At 43.2% G+C, this 20,189-nt stretch carries 19 protein-coding genes; 9 read left to right on the forward strand and 10 right to left on the reverse strand.

The genetic code is table 11. The features are described 5' to 3' along the window. Positions 1-36: 36 nt before the first annotated feature. Positions 37-681: a PAQR family membrane homeostasis protein TrhA gene (gene trhA, locus HF888_RS11550; protein WP_007017475.1), complete on the forward strand. Its 645-nt coding sequence runs from the start codon at positions 37-39 to the stop codon at positions 679-681. Positions 682-795: 114 nt separating this feature from the next. On the opposite strand, the gene HF888_RS11555 is transcribed toward trhA, so the two are convergent. From HF888_RS11555 to HF888_RS11565, 3 genes are all read right to left on the reverse strand, one after another. After that, the gene (locus HF888_RS11555; RefSeq protein ID WP_040297568.1) at positions 796-1,443 is read right to left on the reverse strand and encodes a DsbA family oxidoreductase; all 648 of its coding nucleotides are present in this window, start codon (positions 1,441-1,443) and stop codon (positions 796-798) included. A 118-nt stretch (positions 1,444-1,561) separates the two neighbouring features. Then, positions 1,562-2,212, reverse strand: coding sequence for a carbonate dehydratase (gene can, locus HF888_RS11560; protein ID WP_007017477.1), 651 nt, complete (start codon positions 2,210-2,212; stop codon positions 1,562-1,564). Between the two features lie 78 nt (positions 2,213-2,290). Then, entirely contained in the window at positions 2,291-3,037 is a 747-nt protein-coding gene (locus HF888_RS11565) for a HesA/MoeB/ThiF family protein (RefSeq protein WP_007017478.1), read from the reverse strand. Positions 3,038-3,144: 107 nt separating this feature from the next. On the opposite strand from HF888_RS11565, the gene HF888_RS11570 reads away from it, so the two are divergent. Together HF888_RS11570 and HF888_RS11575 are read left to right on the forward strand one after the other, a co-directional pair. After that, positions 3,145-4,911, forward strand: coding sequence for a hypothetical protein (locus HF888_RS11570; RefSeq protein WP_007017479.1), 1,767 nt, complete (start codon positions 3,145-3,147; stop codon positions 4,909-4,911). 32 nt (positions 4,912-4,943) lie between these two features. Beyond that, a complete protein-coding gene (locus tag HF888_RS11575) occupies positions 4,944-6,935 on the forward strand; it encodes a ribonuclease R family protein (protein WP_168367064.1) in 1,992 nt (663 codons plus the stop codon). Between the two features lie 52 nt (positions 6,936-6,987). Here HF888_RS11575 and HF888_RS11580 read toward each other — a convergent pair whose 3' ends face one another. Both HF888_RS11580 and tcdA read right to left on the reverse strand, forming a co-directional pair. Continuing rightward, positions 6,988-7,695, reverse strand: coding sequence for a spermine/spermidine synthase domain-containing protein (locus HF888_RS11580; RefSeq protein ID WP_168367065.1), 708 nt, complete (start codon positions 7,693-7,695; stop codon positions 6,988-6,990). Between the two features lie 4 nt (positions 7,696-7,699). Next, positions 7,700-8,479, reverse strand: a complete 780-nt coding sequence (tcdA, locus tag HF888_RS11585; RefSeq protein WP_007016227.1) for a tRNA cyclic N6-threonylcarbamoyladenosine(37) synthase TcdA — start codon at positions 8,477-8,479, stop codon at positions 7,700-7,702. A 228-nt stretch (positions 8,480-8,707) separates the two neighbouring features. Here tcdA and HF888_RS11590 point away from each other — a divergent pair, with 228 nt between their 5' ends. The 4 genes from HF888_RS11590 to HF888_RS11605 all read left to right on the forward strand — a co-directional run bounded on the left by HF888_RS11590 (position 8,708) and on the right by HF888_RS11605 (position 14,012). Next, positions 8,708-9,754 (forward strand): AraC family transcriptional regulator, encoded by a 1,047-nt coding sequence (locus tag HF888_RS11590; RefSeq protein WP_007016226.1) that lies wholly within the window; start codon positions 8,708-8,710, stop codon positions 9,752-9,754. A 122-nt stretch (positions 9,755-9,876) separates the two neighbouring features. After that, positions 9,877-11,511: a parallel beta-helix domain-containing protein gene (locus tag HF888_RS11595; protein ID WP_007016225.1), complete on the forward strand. Its 1,635-nt coding sequence runs from the start codon at positions 9,877-9,879 to the stop codon at positions 11,509-11,511. Between the two features lie 75 nt (positions 11,512-11,586). Beyond that, on the forward strand, positions 11,587-12,870 hold the full coding sequence (locus tag HF888_RS11600) for an SO2930 family diheme c-type cytochrome (RefSeq protein WP_007016224.1): 1,284 nt from the start codon (positions 11,587-11,589) through the stop codon (positions 12,868-12,870). Positions 12,871-13,031: 161 nt separating this feature from the next. Next, positions 13,032-14,012, forward strand: coding sequence for a LysR family transcriptional regulator (locus tag HF888_RS11605; protein ID WP_007016223.1), 981 nt, complete (start codon positions 13,032-13,034; stop codon positions 14,010-14,012). Between the two features lie 30 nt (positions 14,013-14,042). On the opposite strand, the gene HF888_RS11610 is transcribed toward HF888_RS11605, so the two are convergent. The 5 genes from HF888_RS11610 to HF888_RS11630 all read right to left on the reverse strand — a co-directional run bounded on the left by HF888_RS11610 (position 14,043) and on the right by HF888_RS11630 (position 18,749). Further along, a complete protein-coding gene (locus HF888_RS11610; RefSeq protein ID WP_007016222.1) occupies positions 14,043-14,498 on the reverse strand; it encodes a hypothetical protein in 456 nt (151 codons plus the stop codon). Positions 14,499-14,603: 105 nt separating this feature from the next. Continuing rightward, entirely contained in the window at positions 14,604-15,248 is a 645-nt protein-coding gene (locus tag HF888_RS11615; protein ID WP_007016221.1) for a class I SAM-dependent methyltransferase, read from the reverse strand. Then, positions 15,248-16,315 (reverse strand): murein transglycosylase domain-containing protein, encoded by a 1,068-nt coding sequence (locus HF888_RS11620; RefSeq protein ID WP_040297329.1) that lies wholly within the window; start codon positions 16,313-16,315, stop codon positions 15,248-15,250. The genes HF888_RS11615 and HF888_RS11620 overlap by 1 nt, the downstream gene beginning before the upstream one ends. A 96-nt stretch (positions 16,316-16,411) precedes the next feature. Continuing rightward, the gene (locus HF888_RS11625) at positions 16,412-17,761 is read right to left on the reverse strand and encodes a DUF1329 domain-containing protein (RefSeq protein ID WP_040297328.1); all 1,350 of its coding nucleotides are present in this window, start codon (positions 17,759-17,761) and stop codon (positions 16,412-16,414) included. 208 nt (positions 17,762-17,969) lie between these two features. After that, complete coding sequence (locus HF888_RS11630; RefSeq protein ID WP_007016218.1) at positions 17,970-18,749, reverse strand: TatD family hydrolase; 780 nt, start codon at positions 18,747-18,749, stop codon at positions 17,970-17,972. Between the two features lie 256 nt (positions 18,750-19,005). Between HF888_RS11630 and HF888_RS11635 the strand changes: the two genes are divergently transcribed. Then, on the forward strand, positions 19,006-19,374 hold the full coding sequence (locus tag HF888_RS11635) for a hypothetical protein (RefSeq protein WP_007016217.1): 369 nt from the start codon (positions 19,006-19,008) through the stop codon (positions 19,372-19,374). A gap of 86 nt (positions 19,375-19,460) precedes the next feature. After that, entirely contained in the window at positions 19,461-20,183 is a 723-nt protein-coding gene (locus HF888_RS11640; protein WP_007016216.1) for a tRNA1(Val) (adenine(37)-N6)-methyltransferase, read from the forward strand. Positions 20,184-20,189: the final 6 nt, after the last annotated feature.

The following is a 20,189-nucleotide window of genomic DNA, read 5'->3' on the forward strand; positions in this document are numbered from 1 at the left end:
TTGTGACCTAAATTCAGCTAACAAGTGTTTACTAAAATGTTACATCGTCATATGAGGGAACCATTCTCCGGCTTGAGCCATCTTGTGGGAGCGATTCTCGCCATTGCTGTAGGCCTGCCCTACATGCTGGCAAACTTACCGGATGAGAACTTTGCGTTGTATTTGGCGGGCTATCTCGTTTTTGGTATCAGCATGTTTTTTATGTTTGCTTCCAGTGCGATTTATCACTTATTAGATGTTAAAGAAGATACCATCCGAGCATTGAAACGCATTGATCACATGGCTATTTATGTGATGATCGCGGGCTCTTATACCCCCTATCTATTAATTGGTTTGGATGGCGCGCAAGCTTGGTGGATGTTTGGCATCGTTTGGGGTATTGCGTTGGCCGGTATTCTGAAAAAGATATTTTGGTTACACGCCCCCCGCTGGTTAAGCACCGTGTTGTATTTAGCCATGGGTTGGATTTGCTTATTTATCTACGCACCACTGAAAGAACATTTAAGCGATGGTGCCATCAATTGGTTGATTGCTGGTGGCATTAGCTATTCAGTTGGTGCTGTGATTTATGCAACGAAATGGCCTAACTTCAGTCGTCATTTTGATTTTCACGATTTATGGCATGTTTTCGTTTTAGGCGGAGCCGCTTGTCACTTTGTCAGTGTGGGTGTTTTTCTATAACCAGAAGTCTACACAATTGAGAAATGGATCCCCGATCAAAGCGCTTCGCGCGTCGGGGATGACAATTTTTGATTGATACAGCAATCTTTTTAAATCAATGGTATATGTGCGTTCTTATGACGCCTCTTTTTTTGCAATTTCTGTCAATGCCTCAACAAATTGTTGCTTGGGCTGACCTCCGCTAATCAAATATTTTTGATTTACGATGAAGGCAGGTACTGATTGAATCCCGAGAGATTTGAAATGCTCTTCCTCACTTTCCACTTTAGTTTTGCGTTCACTATCCGCCAGCACAGCGTCCACCTCATCGACATCTAGACCAATTGATTCGCAAACCTGCTTTAACGTATCAACACTGGCAACATCTAAGCCCTGCGTGAAATACGCATCAAATAACGCCAGTTTCAATGCTGTCTGTTTGCCTTGCTCTTTTGCCCAATCCAATAACATATGGCACTGAAAGGTGTTATAAATACGAGAGCGCGCATCGAAGTTTATTTCAATGCCAGCAAGTTGTCCCATTTCTTGAATACGACTTTTATTCTCAGCCAATTGTTGCTCAGTCAAGCCGTATTTGCTAGCAAGGTGCTCATTGATATCCTCCCCCTCTGAGGCCATTTGGGGATTTAACTGGAATGGGTGCCACTCAACGGCTACATCCAGATCTGTCAGTTCATCGATTGCTTGCTGTAAATTACCATAACCAATTGCACACCAAGGACAGACCACATCACTGACAATATCGATTTGAATCTTAGACATAAAAAAGCCCACATAGGAATATGTAGGCTCATTGAAAAACATTTACCGCGTGCTGACTAGTGAAACTTATGGAACACTGTTTGTATATGACTTATTCGGATTAAATGGTCGATAACAATTACTCTTTAATATCCAAACGATAGACATCATTGATCTGGCTATTGTCGTTAACAGTCACATTCAAGTTGTTGATCTTACCGTCGTCCAAACCATATACCCATCCGTGTACCGCCAGCTTTTGCCCCCGTGCCCAAGCTTCCTGCACAATATTGGTATGACATAGATTATATACTTGACGCACTACATTGAGTTCACACAGCAAATTCACACGCTCTTCTTCACTTTCCAGTCCCTTAAACATAGCTTGCTTCTGATGGTATAAATCTCGAATTTCTAATAACCAATTATCGATTAAGCCAAGCTTCTTATTTTCCATAGCCGCCTTTACACCACCACACCCATAATGGCCCACTACGATCACATGCTTAACTTTTAAGACCTCTACCGCAAACTGTAATACAGACAATAAGTTCATATCGGTATGTACTACCATATTTGCTACATTACGATGGACGAACAATTCACCTGGAAGTAAGCCTACTATTTCATTAGCGGGCACACGACTATCACTACAGCCGATCCATAAATAGTCAGGCGCTTGCTGTTTAGCCAGTGTCGGAAAAAACTCCGGATCTTGCTCAGAGATTTTATCCGACCAAGCGCGATTATTTTCAATTAAGTCCTGAAGAGAACGGCTTTCATTATCCATAAAACATCACTTTCTCATATTGATAGAGTCTTATAACTCTTTGTACACGATATAAACCTTGTTTTCAGCCAATGGTGCTTAGGCGCTGCCGCACACATTACATTGTGGGTTTTTTCGAACTTGAAATGTTCGCCAACTACTGTCGAAGCCATTTAAGGTCCATAACTTTCCATAATTGGGTTTACCAATCTCGGATAGATACTTAATTGTTTCAAGAGCTTGCATCATTCCTACCATTCCGACCACTGGTGCCAGAATCCCTGATTCACTGCAATTAAAACGACTATCGTCTATCTCTGGATATATGCAAGCATAACACGGGCTATCATCTTGCTTCGGATCCACGAACATAAACTGGCCATTTAAGCCGACCGCTGCACCGGAGGCCAGTGGCGTGCCTTGCATGATGCAAAGGCGATTGTGCCGCATTCGACTGGCGCTATTATCACAGCAGTCCAACACTACGTCATTGCGATTAAATAAATCCGCTAAATCAGTCTCGGGTAAGCGACTACTCACTATGTCAATTTTGATTGTAGAATTGAGAGTCGACAGTGTTTTTGCAGCCGACTCAGCTTTGTTCATGCCAAGATTATGTTCGTTGTGAACAATTTGTCGCTGAAGATTACTGATCTCAACGCTGTCATCATCAACAAGCGTAATGTGTCCAATTCCACTAGCAGCTAAATAATACGCAGCACTACTGCCTAACCCCCCTAGACCCAATACAACCACACTGGCATTGAGTAGTTTTTGCTGCCCATCATAATCCATTTCGGGTAGCAGTATATGACGGCTATAGCGCTCTAATTGCTGATCTTGCATTACGTGCTCGTGTTCATTGACTCTAATGTATTGGCAAACACCTACTATACTTTATTTATTTCGTATTTGGTCGATAACCTTAGTATTGGGGTCTATTGCGTATATTTATGATGGCAAAAAATTGCATCACCTTTTTTTATCTCATGTTATTTAGTGGCATTCTGATAGGCTGCGGTGGTGGCGGAGGCGGCGGAACCGAAAGCCCTGCGCCACAACTCAATTTACCAGATCTGCCTACACCACCAGTGAGCTCATTAGATGTTTCGGATAATTACACTGGATTCATCATTGCTAAAAAGCCCATCAGCACCGATCCGGGTTCGGCAGCAAGTGAACAGTTCAGTCAACGTCTTTATCAAATAGATGAAAATAATGAGATCAGCGAAGTCGTTCTTAGGGATGCTGACAATGCTGCCATTGATCTAACGGGTAACCTTAGCTTCGTGACCGAAGAACATGTTATTCCTCTCGATGTGATGGTGATGAATGAGCAATACATTTTGCTAAGCTTATTTTCCCGAGATTTCGACGGCAATGAAGAGAATGACTACCACAATTTACTCATCAGCCTCGACAATGGCAGCGTCGTTGCTGCACCTGTTGGGCTGAATACGTCGGGCAATAGTGGGCGCAGCTTTTTATCGGACCCCGGTCGTGATTTTTTTCCACCAGACAACCGTTGGAATTTTACCAGTGATCTGTATGTCATTAGTGTCGATTACGATGCACTTGGCATGATGGATACCGACTACAACCCAAAATACGAGTTGATTGATCACCACAATGGCGTTCCCTGTCCTGGCACCATATCTAATGAAGAAAACAGCGACGAAACCACTGGTGACGAGGCCGCCGAAGACACAACAACTGAAGAAGAAACAACCGAAGCGCTCGATTCCGCCAGTGAAACTGACAACCAGACTTGTGTCGATGTTGTCCCTCTTCCAGAGCGCGAACAAGAAACCTCTAGCGAAGAGGACAGCGCTGAAGAAGATAGACAAAATGAGGGAAGGACACCCACGGCTCTTTATCGAATGGCGCTGGAGGAAACCAGTACGTATGAGCTGATAAAAGTGAATCTGGACGATGATCGTCCCGATCTAGGTCAATTTGTTGCTCTCAGTGATGGTACGCTTATCTATCGCAACGCGGATGGTGGTGACAACAGTTACCGCGTGGTGCAGCCTGACTGCCCTACGATTACGGGACGTGTCAGCACTGTGCTAATTGCGCCTAAAACCACTTTGATGGTAGCAGAAAACCGACAGGGTGAAGAAGCGGTATTCGAGGTAAGCGGCAATGCCATCAGCGAACTTTTTTTCTCCTGCAATGGAAACGTCTTGCGCAAGGCCTACGCCGCTTTCGACACCACTATGGAAGGGCTCAACCTACCTCTAAATAGCCGGTCCATCGCGCCTTACGACTATGCAACGCCATATATCGTCAATACGCGCTGCCAGACGATTGAGGCCTTTGAAAACAGCGGATACTTAAACGTACAAACTCCTCTTCCGTTTATACCCGGCTTACCCAGTGGTGATACTCGAGGTCTACGAAAAAGTCAGTTTCTGGACGGCGACCTATACTGCATTGGCTACAATGAGGCCAGTGAGCTTACCATTAAGCGACTTTCCCCCAATACCAACCCTGTCAGCTATGAAACGCTGAGTTTTGACTTTGCCGATTGGCTCCCCAATTTCGATACCATACATATGCTAGCTGGTGACAGTGTTACTTTCACAGGTAGCTCTCGAACCAACACACAACTAAGAACCGTAATCCTAGACACTGCTGGAAACGAAACCTTGATCACCGACGACTTACAGGGTTTGCAAGTACTACAGCAGATCGAAATTAGCCCTCCTGAGCCCTAAACCCCCGACCAATTGCTATGGAATTTGCCCAAATGCGCCCTCGTTTGCATCGCGGCAAAGTGTTACTATCGCTCTTATTTTTTATTGATCATAGCCCAATGCTGAATTCCGATAGCCTAGCGCAACTGAAAAGCCTAAAAACACAGATAAAAACCGATCAAGAAGCCAATTTGCAAGAAGGGACTGTACGAGGCAGTGCCGGAAGATTTGGTTTTGTGAGTAATGAGCAGGGAGAATCCTTCTTTTTACCACCCGATGAGATGGCAAAAGTGTTCCCCGGGGACGAGATACGTTTCTCCACCAAAGAAGATGACAAAGGCAAGACACAAGCCATTGTCGAAAAATTAATCAAATCCTACTTCAAATCCTTCTGCGGCTATTTCGTCAAACGCGGTAAAGCTCAGTTTGTGGTACCAGATATACATCAACTGAACAACTGGATTTATATCCCACCAGAAGCCTGCAAAGACGTGAACGAAAACGACTGGCTGCAATGCGAAGTAACGCGTCACCCATATCCCAAGGGTAAACCTCAGGCTAAAATATTGAAAAACCTAGGGCAACTTTCAGAGCCCGGATTTGAACGCCAATACGCCATTACCAAATTCAATCTATCCCACGAATGGCCAGATATCATTTCGTCCGAGTTAGCTATCCTTGGTGAAGATCGTATCCCAGCATTAAGCGAGGGCCGAGTCGACCTAAGTGATCATGCTTTTGTGACGATCGATAGCGAACATACTCGGGATATGGACGATGCGCTTTACGCAGAGAAAACCGAAGATGGCTATCGACTTCATGTAGCCATCGCTGATCCAAGTGCTTGGTTTGGACCGAACACCAGTCTCGATCGCGAAGCACGCAGTCGTGGCAATTCTCTTTATTTTCCGGGTCGCAGCCTAGCGATGTTACCGCAAGAGTTGTCCAATGGCCTATGCTCACTTTTGGAGGGCGAAAAACGCCTAGCTCTAGTGTGTGTCTTAAGCATTGGCACAGATGGTGAGCTTAACCATTACGAATTCAAAGAAGCCACAGTAACATCCCATGCAAAATTGAGTTATAACCAAGTAACTGAATTTTTAGAAGGTGAGAAAGACGCTGTCAAAGCCGAGCTACAAGATAGTTTGCTAATACTCCATGAGACCACGCAAGCGCTTCATCAAGGTCGTATTCGCAACAATCTAATTATGGAAGATCGTGACGACTATTATTTAACCGTCGGTGACAATGGCAAACTACAAAGCATCGTTCGTACTGAACGCAATACTGCACAAAAACTGGTAGAAGAAGCCATGCTAGCAGCCAACAAAAGCTGCGCTCAATTTCTTAAAGAAATAGGCATAGGTATTTTTGTCGATCATCCCGGTTTTCGCACTGAGCGTATCGGCGACATCAAACAAATTGTGCAAGATAAAGAGATAGGATTTGAGGGCAACTTTGCTGAACTGGAAGGTTATAAATCACTTATTCGTGCTGTTGATGCTAAAGAATTTGATGAACCGATTAAAACTTTATTAAGTCGTTTTCTCTCCCGCAGTGAATACAGCCTGGAAGCCAAACCCCATATGGGAATGGGCTTCGAATGCTATACAACATTCACCTCACCCATCCGTAAATACAGTGATTTATTAATCCACCGTATTATTAAAGCCCACTTGTCAGAGCAAAAGCAGCTAGAGATAAATGATGAAACCATTGCCTTGTTGCAAGATGCATTGGTCACTGGCCGTCGTGCTGTTAACTTGGCAGAACATTGGTTGAAACTTCAATATTTGGACAAGCTAAAAGAAAACCAATTCGATGGTGTTATTTCACAAATCAACCCTGGTGGCTTAACCGTCACGATTACTGAACTTGGCCTAGATGGTTTCATTGATTTGCGCAAAAACAAAGCTCTGAGTTTTAATCGTACTTATCTCATGTTTGAGGGTGAGAAGCAGACCTTTACGTTAGATCAAAAAGTAAAAGTCGAGGTTAAAAAAGCAGATTTAGTTGATCGTAAACTAGAACTAGCCATCGTTTAACCTAGTCTTATAATTAGAAATGGCAGCTGTACATAATGAAAATGCATGGCTGCTATTTCAATTTAGCAAGATCAAATTGTAGTCGACACGTCTTATAACGCTGATCCAGTAGCTTGTGCTGCTGTAAATTCACATCAAAAGCTTCTCTGCTTAGTAATTCATCTGAATACACGCACACTTCATTTTCATATAGTGGATGACGCAAACGATATCCTTGTTTGAATTGTTTCTTAAGTGATGAATGGCCTTCTACGTCATCAATAATATTAATACTGAGCAAACCATCATACGTTAAAGCGCGTGTATAAAGTGTATCGTTTAATGATGTTTGTCTTAATGGATTCCCATCAAGATGTCCGAACACATCATCTATCACCCAATCAAATTTCTTGCGGTTCTTTTTCAAAAATTCATAAGCATCACCTTGATGAATAGTCACACCACTAATCTTGAAAAACCGTTTCGCAATGTAGATATGCTGGGGATCTAATTCAACACAGTCGATCTGGGCCTTTGGGAAAAAATACTGAATCATTTTCACCAGCGCTCCCCCCCCTAGGCCCAGCAATAATACTTTACGTGGTGAGGATGCTTTGAAAAATGCAGGCAACACCAGCAAATCCCAAATAGCACCAGAGATCACCTGATTGGGATTATATTGGGTATGCAAAACCGAGTTGGAATACAAACGAATACTAGAGCCTGCAGTACGCACTTCATAATGACAATCCGCAGTATGCTTCTGATAAATAACCGCCACAGGCTTATGCTTCTGCTTTTTTCGCTAAACGCTTTGCCACTTCCGCTGCCGCAACAAAGCCAAAAGTAGCTGTAACCATAGTAGAAGCACCAAAACCACCGGAACAATCAAGCCTCACAGCACCGTCGTCGAAGCTCTTTTGCTGGCAAACACTTCCATCAGGTTGCGGATATTTAAGTTGCTCAGTCGAATATACACACGGAATGCCGTAAGTGCGTTTTTGATTACGAGAAAAACCATATTCTCGACGTAATAAGCTGCGTACTTTTTTGGCTAGAGGATCATTATAGGTCTTGTTGATGTCGGCTACCGAAATCTGGGTCGGGTCAAGCTGACCACCCGCTGCTCCTGTGGTCACGATAGGCATCTTGTTACGCTTACAATATGCGATTAAAGACGCTTTTACCTTAACTGAATCAATGGCATCTACAACAAAGTCAACACCAGACAGCAGTTCGTTATGGTTGTTTTGTGTCAAAAAACTCATGACCGCTTCTACGTGTATATCGGGATTAATGCCTCGCAAACGTTCTGCCATCGCATCCACCTTCAATTGTCCCACAGTGGACGTCAACGTGTGTATCTGGCGATTGGTATTGGTCACGCAGATGTCGTCAAGATCGATTAATTTAATATGCTCAAAACCCGAACGTGCAAGTGCCTCAGCCACCCACGATCCCACACCGCCAATGCCAATAACGGCGATACGCGATTGCTTGAATACACTGACTGCGTTCACGCCATATAGGCGCGCAATGCCTGAAAAACGATCCTGATAACTCACAAATTCACCTATTGCGTTGAGCTTACGAGTATAACATTTGTTTACAAATTACCTGAATATGTAAACAGAATTCACTGAAATAATGTGGATAATGGCCAATATCGACATGATGGGTACAAATGCACCAAAATTAATTGCGAACCGTGGTTCATTCTTTAATATGTGCATTTCGGCCCAACAACAAAAACATAATCCACAAACCATCTGTGGTGGGTATGCACCGTGAACATGATCAAACAAATGCCATCAGGCAATGATGTTAAGTTATCCATTCTAGGGGATCAGCCTTACCCCGCTTATGAACTACGCAATATTGTACGCTTTTTAGATGACACAGATTGGCAAGCAGGAGCAAAGCTACTTGACCAAATCCAAATATCTGAGGATGAACTCAAGCAAGATTTTATTCCCGCTTACAAAGTGCTAGATGGATTCCACTACTGTGCTAAGCATTATGGCCCCGTACTTGCTGCTCGTATCGGTCAAAGCTATTCGGTTGAAGACCTCGGTGTATTTGGGTATGCGATTGCATCCAGTCAGAACCTAGGACATGCCTTGGCACTGACCGACCAATACCATTCATTACTAGGCAATTTACTGAAGCGCGTGACGCTCAGTCATTCAGATTATCTAAAATGTAAACTTCTCAATATCCAAAATCTTGATGCTGATACTCTTAGTTTTTTTATCGCCTTATCAAACAGTGCAAAACTGCATCTAGGCCGCAAAATTTTCGGCGATGATTTGCACTACCAAGAAGTATTTTTCACGTTTAGTGACGAGGATAACCGCGCAGTCTATGAAACTATTTACGGCTGCCCAATAGAGTTTAATGCTGACCATAATGGATGGAGCATAGATAAAAACGATTTAAAACGGACTAAGCTAGTTAGCCATAATGAAGATATGAAAAATTATCTCCCGTATTGCAATGAACTCATGGAAGATCTCAAACAAAAAGACTCTTTAGTAAATGAAATTCAACAGATTTTGATTAGTTGCGCGGGGGATTACCCCGATATTGAGATGTTGGCCAGCGCATTTAATGTAAGCTCCCGTACACTGCGACGTCAGCTTGCAAACGTGGGTACAAGTTACCAAAAAATATTAAATAAAGTGCGCTGCCACTTGTCCATCGAGTATCTTAGTAAAACCGATATTGCTATAGAAGATATCAGCAATTTGATTGGTTTTAGCGATGTAACCAATTTCCGTCACGCCTTTAAAAAGTGGGTTGGACAAACACCCAGCTACTATCGAAAACATTACATATAGCTTTGAATAAGGCAGGTGATATTCGGTCATAAACGACAAAACGGCCAAATATCACCTCACTCTCCTTTCCTGACCCACTCTATTCTATTGATCACGAGTAATCGTAGAATCAGAGGGTCAACATGAAGACGATAAAAACAATAAAACTTGCCACTGCCGTTGCAGCGGGCTTAACACTTGCTGCATGCGGAAGTGATAGTAAAAATTCACCTGTTACTATGTCTATGGCTGCAAACTCAAATGCATCAGTAGTAGCACTAACAAAAATAACAGATTCAACTTGTTTTGAAGCCAACGAATGTAGTGCTTCAGGTTATACGTTCCCGAACGATGCCATTGTAATTGACGCAACAAGTGGTGAGGATATTACCAACAAACTATCAGCTGCGGTTAATGACGCAAGCCAAAATTCGGTAATCGTTCTCCCTAAAGGTACTTTTAAAGTAAACAAGTCACTTGCAATTAGCTCTTCGCAATCAGGATTAACTCTAGTGGGTTACGGTATCGACCAAACCAAACTAGATTTCTCTGACTCCTCTGCGGATGACGGCATAAAGATTACCGGTGGCACCAACTTCGTATTGCGTGACTTTTCCGTTTATGAAGCAGCCAAAAATGGTATCAAAGTGGACCAAGTAAATGGTATTCATTTCAACTACGTTTCTGCTATTTGGGAAACACCATTAAACGCTGAGTCTGAAGAAAGTGGTGCCAATGGCATCTACGGATTGTACCCCGTAGGCTCGCAGAATGTATTAGTTGAAAACAGCTACTCTAAAGGCTCTGTGGACGCAGGTATCTATGTGGGTCAATCGGACAATATCGTTGTGCGTAATAACGTCGCCGAACACAATATTGCTGGTATCGAAATTGAAAACTCCTCAAACGCCGACGTCTATGAGAACGTAACCTTTGACAATACAGGAGGCATTTTAATTTTTGATCTGCCAGGACTAGATAAAGCATTCGGTAGCAACGTACGTATCTTTAACAATCACAGCTACGATAACAATTTACCCAATTATGGTTCCGGTTTCGTAGGCTACATCCCTAAGGGAACTGGGGCATTGGTTCTAGCATCAGATGGAGTGGAGTTTTATAGTAATCAATTTGATGATAACGATACTCAAGCCATTGCTCTAACAAGCTTCTTTTTAATTGACGAAGATATTGAAAGCTATGGTGCAAATTATGGCGCTACAATCATGAACGGCTGGACGCCAATCACCAACAATATATATATCCATGAAAATAACTATAAAAATAATGCGAGTGACCCTGATTTAGATCCTGAAACGTCATTGCTGGCTGAAGTATCTCTTGGTTATCTCGCTGGTCAAAATTCAGCAGGAAAAGCAGTAACTCATCCAGCCATTATTTACGATGGTATTGGTCAACTTCTAACTGAAGCTGGCGCGTTGACTGATATGGGGCTTAACCCTGGCACCTTCACAGATACTATGTGTGTCGAACACAGTGTGGATCAAAACGACAATGGCTCAACCCTTAATATTGGTTCTGTATACGGGCTCAATCCTACAGAGTTAGATGCCGAAAATAATCCAGTGAACTTTGATGAAAATGATAAACCTGTTCCAACCCTTCGTGTAGGCGAATTGGGCTCGGATAGCAACACTCTATTGAAGTGCTCTACTTCACCCACTCGTTTAAATCCGTCTATAGCAACCATTAATGGCGTTACCTATGGTTGTGGTGCAGGTGGTGACGATGAAAATTCAGATAGTTGTAACCTGTAGTTTCATTGTTCCTAGGGTGCCTAATCGGGCACCCTTTACTTCAACAATTAGATTATTCTCGACAAGGTTTATCACATGAAGCAATTGCATCACACCAAGCTTAAAGCTTTGTTATCAGTTATCGTTGTTAGTTCTCTGTTAAGTGCTTGCGGCGGTGGTGCTGATAAAGATAATTCGGCAGATCAACCTGATGCTAGTTGGCGTATCGGCTATCAAGACGTTGTTGTCACTGGTGACAACCCTGCTATATGCACGTCTCAAACCAATGACGTTAACTGGGACGCGCTGTTAGAAGCAAATTGCCATAAGCTCTCCGACTACAATCTTTTTATCAATCCAAATGATCCGACTCAAGATCCACAAGAACCAGGGATTCCTTACTCACTAAATACACAACTTTTTACCGATTATTCCAGCAAATACCGTTTCGTCTTTGTTCCTGAAGGTGAAGCAGCCCAATATACTGAACATGAGGTCATGGAATTCCCTGTTGGCACTGTATTAGTGAAAACCTTTGCTGTACCAGAGAATACCAATGATCGACTTGGTAACGAGCATGTTATTGAAACACGACTACTCATTCATCGCGCAAATGGCTGGGAGGCAATCCCTTACTATTGGTCAAGTGAAAGTAATGCACAATACTTAAGTTATGGCGCTACTATTCCCGCTACGACAACACATAACGGGCAAACACTGAGCTTTAACTATGGTGTACCAACGAAAAATGAATGCACTAATTGTCATGTCATTAGCCCAGTTCGCCAAGATTCAAGCGATAATCGGGAGTCTATTTTTAAACCTATTGGTCCGAAAGCTCGTTTTTTAAATTGGGACTACAACTATGGTAGTGGCGAGATAAAGAATCAGCTGACCAAATGGCAAGAGGCCGGTATCTTAACGGGCGTTCCTAATGATACCAGTACAATAGAAAAAGCAGCCACTTTTGACGACAACACTCAGATTAGTAGCTTAACATCTGAAGAGTTAGACCTAGCGGCTCGCAGTTATCTCGATATTAATTGCGCGCATTGTCACCGAACGGGTCTTACCTTAGAAACGAACTACTCGGGTCCTGCTGGAGATAGTGGCTTGCGCGTTGAATTTAACCGCAACTTTGATACTGATCCAACCTCCTTTGGTGTTTGTAAAAAGGCTGTAGCCTCAGGCGCAGAAGGGTACCCTCTTGACGTGATCCCTGGTTACGCCGACAGGTCTTTCCTACCCTATCGAATGAATATCCTAGGTGGAAATATGATGCCTGAACTCGGAAGAGATACCATTCATAGCGAAGGTGTCGAGTTAGTAAAAGCTTGGATAAACGACATGACCAAAAACGAATGCGGACTGGACCTGTAGCCCTCAGTCTTATTCTACCCGATCATCGCCTTGATCGGGTTCCACCTTACATCAAAACACCTGATCTTAATAAGCCTATGTTTGTGACATTTGCTACTGGCCTTTTTGCACAATTTATCCCATCATAATCTGCTCGACACAAGGAAAAGTATTGGTTAGGTATGCTTGATTTAAACCAAATGTCCGTCTTTATTGCAGTGGTCAAAGAAGGTAGCTTCACTGGCGCCGCTCGACAATTAGGTATTCCTAAATCTCGAGTCAGTCGCATGATTACCGACCTTGAGGACAAGCTTAATGCCCGCCTGTTAGAACGCACTACCCGAGAAGTGAGACCAACCGATATTGGTTTAGAATACTACCAAGAATACAAACCACTATTCGAAGAAATTAGTGATATACATTCACGCATCAGCGATCGTAGTCAAAAGCCCTCTGGCCACCTACGCATTTGTGCGCCTGTGAGCTTTGCATTTAGTGCTATGGGACGTTGGATGGCAGAATTTAAATCACATTACCCAGAAGTGGAAGTAGAATTAGTATTCAGCGATGGTGATGTTCATCTTGTGCGCGATGGTTTTGATATCGGCTTTGCCATTGGAGAACTTGAGGACTCTAGCTTAATCGCTAGAAAGTTCGACGAAACGTCTCCTGTGTTATGCGCAAGTCCTGATTTTGTAAAGCGTTATGGTCCTTTCAATCATCCAGAACAACTACGAGAGGTGCCCTGGGTAATTATTGGCAGTCGTCATGGTCATCGACACAATACCGAATTTACTCATCCTGAAACCGGAGAAACGGTAGAAATTGAACCCGATTGCTCTGTTATGGTTAACCATCAAGAAGTAGCAATACATCACCTGACAGCAAGCCAAGGCTTATCCGTTACAGCAGCCTTCTTTGCATATGAACAACTGTTACGTGGCGAACTACAGATTTTATTGGCCAATTGGAAAATTAAGCAAGAACCGCTACAACTAGTATTCCCTAGCGGTCGCCATCAGGCAAAAAAAGTGCGTGCATTCATTGACTTCTTCATGGAAAAAACAAACAAGATGCATGCACTGATGGAAAAATGTGCTCATTTAAGCCAAGAGCAGCAAGCTAAGCAATTACGGGAATACTTAGAACAAGAGGCTCTGTAGAGCCTCTTGTGTGTTCAATAATAGAAAGGGTCACATATCTCTTAATTCTAAAGCGGTTCGGGCGGTTCGTATTTTTTCCTGCTGCTCCATTTCCAACAAATTTTGAAAAACCGATTTCACAGTCGGTGAGTTAGCACTTTCTACCATACCCTCGTATAGCGATATGAAATAATCATCTAATTGCAGCGCCATGATGACTACCTCATCGGCACTCATATTTTGATGAATCTCAATGTCAGCGAGCGCCTCTGTAAGATTTTGCTCAGGTGCATATGAAAACCAGCTGTCCAGCACCTTCTGCGATTTATCTCTCTCAAATTGATCTAGAACGTGCTCCAAATGCAGCTCATGACGCTTAAGATACTCCAAGAGCATCCCCACGCGGATTTGCTCCTGCTTCAGGCCTAGGTTGTGATAGAATTCGCTCATCTGATGGTGAAGCTTACGACTATAATCAATCACATCTTTTACGGTCTTGTAGTGCATTCGTGACTCCCAGCTTAATCTAGAGCTTGTGCGCGAAATAAAACTAAGTATAGACCCTACAGCATCAATACGCTGAATCAATAGATCATCAACAAAGTTAAGCCGTTAAGTGACTTGGTGATGATAGATAAAAATATCTTTGTGTTCATCAAAGCCGCCTAAATTTGGTACAGTGCGCCCTTCTAGTCGCGCTTGCGGCGTATATTTAGCTAGTCGGGTTTGCGCTCTGCTCTCAGCCCAAATAAGCGCTCTTTCCTGCTGAAATAAGTCATGAGCCAAATCATGATTCCTAGGATCGTATAAAACATCCCCCACAAGCAGTAACTCAGCCTCATTGGCTTTATCTATGCCATCCGCTACAGTGATTTCAAGTCCGTTTAACCCAGCATTTAGCTGGCAAGCTCTTAATGACTGTTGGTCTAGATCAATGGCTATTGCACGTGAAGCCCCAGCTTTAAGAGCCGCTAACGCAACAAGTCCACTCCCCGCTCCAAAATCCGCAATACATTTCCCTTTCACCAATGCAGGGTTTTGAAGAACGTAAGAAGCAAGAGCGTAACCGCTAGACCAGACGAATGCCCAATAAGGCATGTTTGACCAAATTTCTTCAATTTTATGACTATCAAAACTCGCCAATTCTGTTTTTGAGTCTAACAAATATAAAGATAGCGCCAACTCATCAAGCAGAGTCTGTTCAAGGTGACTATTAAATAAAGTGGAAACTTGTTGATTAAGTGATTTGAAAGACATTAAGAATACTTTTTCTGATGAGCTAAAACTTTTTCAATATAGCGTCTGGCTTCAAGACTAGGCTGATGCTTGCGTAGTTTCCATAGAACCGCTTCGGGGCTTAATTGATTAATCTCGTAAATAGCTCGTCTTGGCGAATCCGCAAAGGTTTTAAAAACATTACCAGCGCCGCTGTTGTACGCACTGATGATGCAATAAAGCTGACTCGTTGGGTGCTCAATTTTAGACAAATAACGATCGCGTAGTATTTTTAAATAAGCACTGCCCACTAATATATTGTTTTGACTATTAAACAAAAACTGACGACTTGGTTGTCCCGTTTTGTTCAACACCTTTTCAAATACATCACGACCAGCGGTGGACGGAATAATTTGCATCAAACCATAGGCGTTAGCATGACTCACAGCAAAAGGATTAAACGAGCTTTCAGTTTCAATGATGCCTAAGATCAAACTCTCTGGCAGATTAAACCGATCGCTGTAGGTTTGCACCCAATGCTTGACTGTGTTCGCTGCTACTTGATTATGATCATCTACCAATTCCATTTGAACCCAAAATTTCTTTCCTTGTTGAGTTTCAGTTGTTTGCAGTCGAGTAGCGATTAAGTGATCCGCATATTGTTTGGCTCGCCACTCATAAGCAATGGCCTGTCCTTGATGGTCTAAAACCTGCCCCAGTAGAAAAGGTTTGCCGTCGCCTTTCACTTTACTAGCCGAATAAATATCGACACCGTTGGGGTCATTTGGCGTGAGCAATGTCGTAACGATAGCACTTTTAAGTTGCTTTAACGGTTCACTATTGGCGAGTGTTTCAACACGTACAATACCGGATTCGAAGTCTACTCGACTTCGACTAAGGTAATCATCTAAGTACTTAACATAGGCTTTTTGCGAGGAAAAACTGGCTTGTTCACCCCACTGCTGGCTAACTTGTTCACTAAAGAACGCATATTCCAACAGCACTGCCTGAACATCATCTGGCAGATGGGCAAAGTTATCAGGCAAAACACTGGCACGCACCGACATTATGAAAACAAGCGCGACTACTAAAAGCGTAAGATATTTCAATGATGCAACCCTAAAGAACGATAGGGTTATTTTGCCTAAGGCTAAGCAAGAAAACTAGGGTTGCCAATCAAGTCAGCAACCCTAAAGGGGAACTATTTAGCGTGCTTCACGACGTAACGCAGACGAAGTAAATTCACGACGATTAAACTCAACGTTCATATCAATCGGATCACGCTCGTTATCTAGGCCTTCAGCGAAATAGCGATCTTGCACAAGATCATAGGTCACTTCTAGAGTACTGTAGACCATAGGTACTTGATAATAGTTGATGGTATGGGCTTCGGTTACTTGTAATAGTTTACCGTCTTCACCATATTCTTCTGCTAATACGATTTGCCATGTATCTTCGTCAAAATAATAGCGACGCTTGGCATACAAATGGCTCATGCCCAGGCGCAATGTTGCTTCAACAACCCAAACACGGTGAGGTTCGTATCGCAGCAATTGTGGGTTAATGTGTTTTGTGCCTGCAATATCATCGATCTCTAAGTCACCTTGGTGAACTTGGTAAGCATTGTAAGGAATATATTTTTCCTGTTTACCAATTAGCTTCCAGTCGTAAAGGTTTGGCGCGCCGTTGAACATATCAACTTGGTCGATAGTACGCACACCGTTACTGTCGATATCTGCCGTATCATAAGCGAGGTCTGGAGTACGACGCACGCGACGTTGACCTGGCATATAGATCCAAGATTTACGAGGACTGCGAATCTGATCCAAGGTTTCATGAACCAGTGTCATCTGTCCTGACATGCGCGCAGGAGATAAGGTTTTTCGTTTTAGATAGAAAATCTTGTTGTCGATTTCTGGCAGAGTAATGCCAGGCTCACTGTAAGCAAAATAATACTGATATTCGCGAGTCGTGATCGACTTATCACCGCCAGACGTTGTATTTAACGTAGACGATGTATATTCCCAGCTTAAACCGCGATAACGCAAAGTATGGTTCCAAAGAACTTCAGCACCATCTGAGGGAATAGGAAATGGGCTCGCCATAATCGTATTGCGAACACCAGTACCATAAGGCTGAAGCTCTGCGGTCACTGCATTCTTTTTCACTGCATCGTACACAAATTTCGGATAGGCGGCACTGCGGCGGCTCGGATATACGCGGATACTGTAAGTGGGGTATTTCTTCAGTAAGGCGATTTGACCAGGAGTCAGGTACTGCTCAAATTGCTTGTAATTAGCTAACGTGATTTCGTGTCTAACACGATCAGTGGCATATGGATCAGGATGAAATTCACCTTCTTCATAACCTTTAACTGGTTGAGTAATGCCACCCGTCCACGCTGGAATGCTACCGCTAGCATTACCTGCTTTTTCTGCCCCCATTGGCGTTAAATCTTTTCCCAGTCGAGCCGCCTCTTGCGGACTCACCTTTGCCATCGCCAAGCCCGACGTCATGGTGGCGATTATCAGGACAGTATTGAGCAAGTATTTCACTTAGCACTCCTATGATCTGTTAACTGCTACTTTAAAGCAGCACGAACTATTATTCTTTTAGGTTCGATGCACGATTGTGATTGAGCAAAATCAGAACATTTGTTCTACAATCAGCTGTTTAAACGGCGCGCAGTGTAGCACAAATCGTCCATAAGGATTAGACGTATTGCACATATTATGGAACACACTGTTCAATATGGCGCACGTTTTAGAGCTTTAAAGCACGGTAAAAATTCGCGCTACTATCAGCATAGACTCGCTGCACCGGCTGTAAACGCAGGTCTGCGATGTGTTCCGCGATTTTAGGAACATTGAGAGGCGTATTAATTTGACTGGGTGCGAAGGCGGGCGGCATGTCAGGGCTGTCCGTTTCTAACACATAAGCATGATCTGGCAGGCTTCTCACCATTTTTTGCATGGCTTTTGCCCTCGGGTATGTCAAAGCACCACCTAAACCCAAGACAAACCCCAAATCCAAATAGCGTTGGGCCTGCACAACACTACCACTGAAAGCATGAATGATTCCGCCATTGGTGAAGTGCTTTTGCTTCAACAGCTTACTCAGCAGATCATGGGCTTTGCGGCAATGTATAACCACCGGCAAACCCTTATCAATAGCTATATCAAGCTGAGCGTTCAGTAGTTGCCACTGACGTTCCCTTGTTTCCTCGGGTAACAAATAATCAATACCAACTTCACCGACCGCTTGAGGCTTATGTTCATCTATAGCAGACGTGAGTCGCTCTAAATGTTGATCTGAATGTTGCTCATGAAAATAAGGATGCAGACCTAATGCGAAGTACACTTTGGCGGAATTGCCATCTGCCTGAGCCTTGCGGGCAATATCGACAACCCTATTGAGATTACTATTTGCCACAGACGGTAGCAAAACAGCATCACAATGCGCTTGCTTTAAATCTTGTAACAGCGTCTCCACGGGAGATAACTCAGGGAAATCAATGTGACAATGGCTGTCTATCCACGCCATAACTGCACCTCAGGTAATAGTAAGGCCACACTAACATAAATCAGACATAAGCAAATGTTTGAAAAAGACTATCTCAAGCTCAGCGTTATTTAGCCGATATAAACCATAGACCAATACTTGATTACCTACGTATAAAAAGTGGTGATTGAGCGAGGTTTTGTCAGTTTGGGCAAGCATTTTGCTTCATAGTATATAAAGCCATGAAACTGCCACTTTTTGACACAGCAGTGCATCCATTGGAGCCGGGAGGTAAACCGTGGATTTAAGTAATCAAGAATTGCGTGAGCAAATCATCCATCCAACATTAGACTACTTGGACAAATCCGGTGTCGCCGCAGAAAACATCCTCGTAGCGATCGTGCGACAAAAGCAAAAACGTATTGAGCAAGGTTCAGGCAAAGGATTGGGTCCATATCAAATTGATATCGCCACCCATCAATTAGTTTGGGACAAGTACTTAGCCTTCCACCCAGATCTGGCTAGTCGCGTAAGGGGTTTAGCCTCTCAACGGGCTTTCTTAGAAGATCCTCATAGCGAACTTGCTACCAATTTATGCTATGCCACTGCAATAGCTTGGGTATTGTATATATTACACCCTGAAGAACTTAACCATCACGTTGCATAACACATGGATCAACCGCAAGCCACGGATTGGCTTACGACTCTTTGCAGAATGTGCTTTAATCCACAACGTTCTATTTAGAGTTAATCATGTCTCAATTCCATTTTAAACAGTTCTCTATCGTACAAACCAACAGCGCAATGAAAGTCACCTTAGACGCCTGTTTGTTCGCTGCTTATATAGCAAGAGAGTCTTCCGCTCCTGAATATGTTTTAGACCTGGGTATGGGCACTGGTGTTTTGGGGTTAATGCTTGCGCAAGCATTTGACGCACACATCACAGGAATCGAACTGGACAGCGATGCATGTAGAGACGCACATACGAACATTGAAGCCAGCCCATTTTCTAACCGAGTCCGTGTCCTTCAAGCCGATATTCGCCAGTGGCGCGACACTCGTCGTTCTGATTTAATCGTCAGTAATCCGCCTTTTTTTACGGCTCATTTAGCGAACCCGAATAAACAAAAGGCCATGGCACGCCATAATAATCACCTGCCTTTTTCAGAGCTAGTTGGTTCAATTCAACGTCATTTGCATCCAAATGGCGAAGCGTGGCTTTTGCTACCTCGAAGTGAACTACATGCGCTGGAAGCATGCCTAGAAAAAACAGATCTTACGGTTCACACAGTCGTCTATGTTCGTAGCAAAACCACAAAGCCTCCCCATCGCGTATTTGTTTGTCTTACTTTTGAGAAAAAGCGATCTAACAATGACGATCAGGACGTAAAAGAGGATCACATTTGTATTCATAACAATAGTGGGTATGATGAAAAATTCATCGAATTGCTAAAGCCGTACTATTTGAAACTATAAGGATAT

The organism is Bermanella marisrubri (assembly GCF_012295615.1).
Classification (GTDB): Bacteria; Pseudomonadota; Gammaproteobacteria; order Pseudomonadales; family Oceanobacteraceae; genus Bermanella; species Bermanella marisrubri.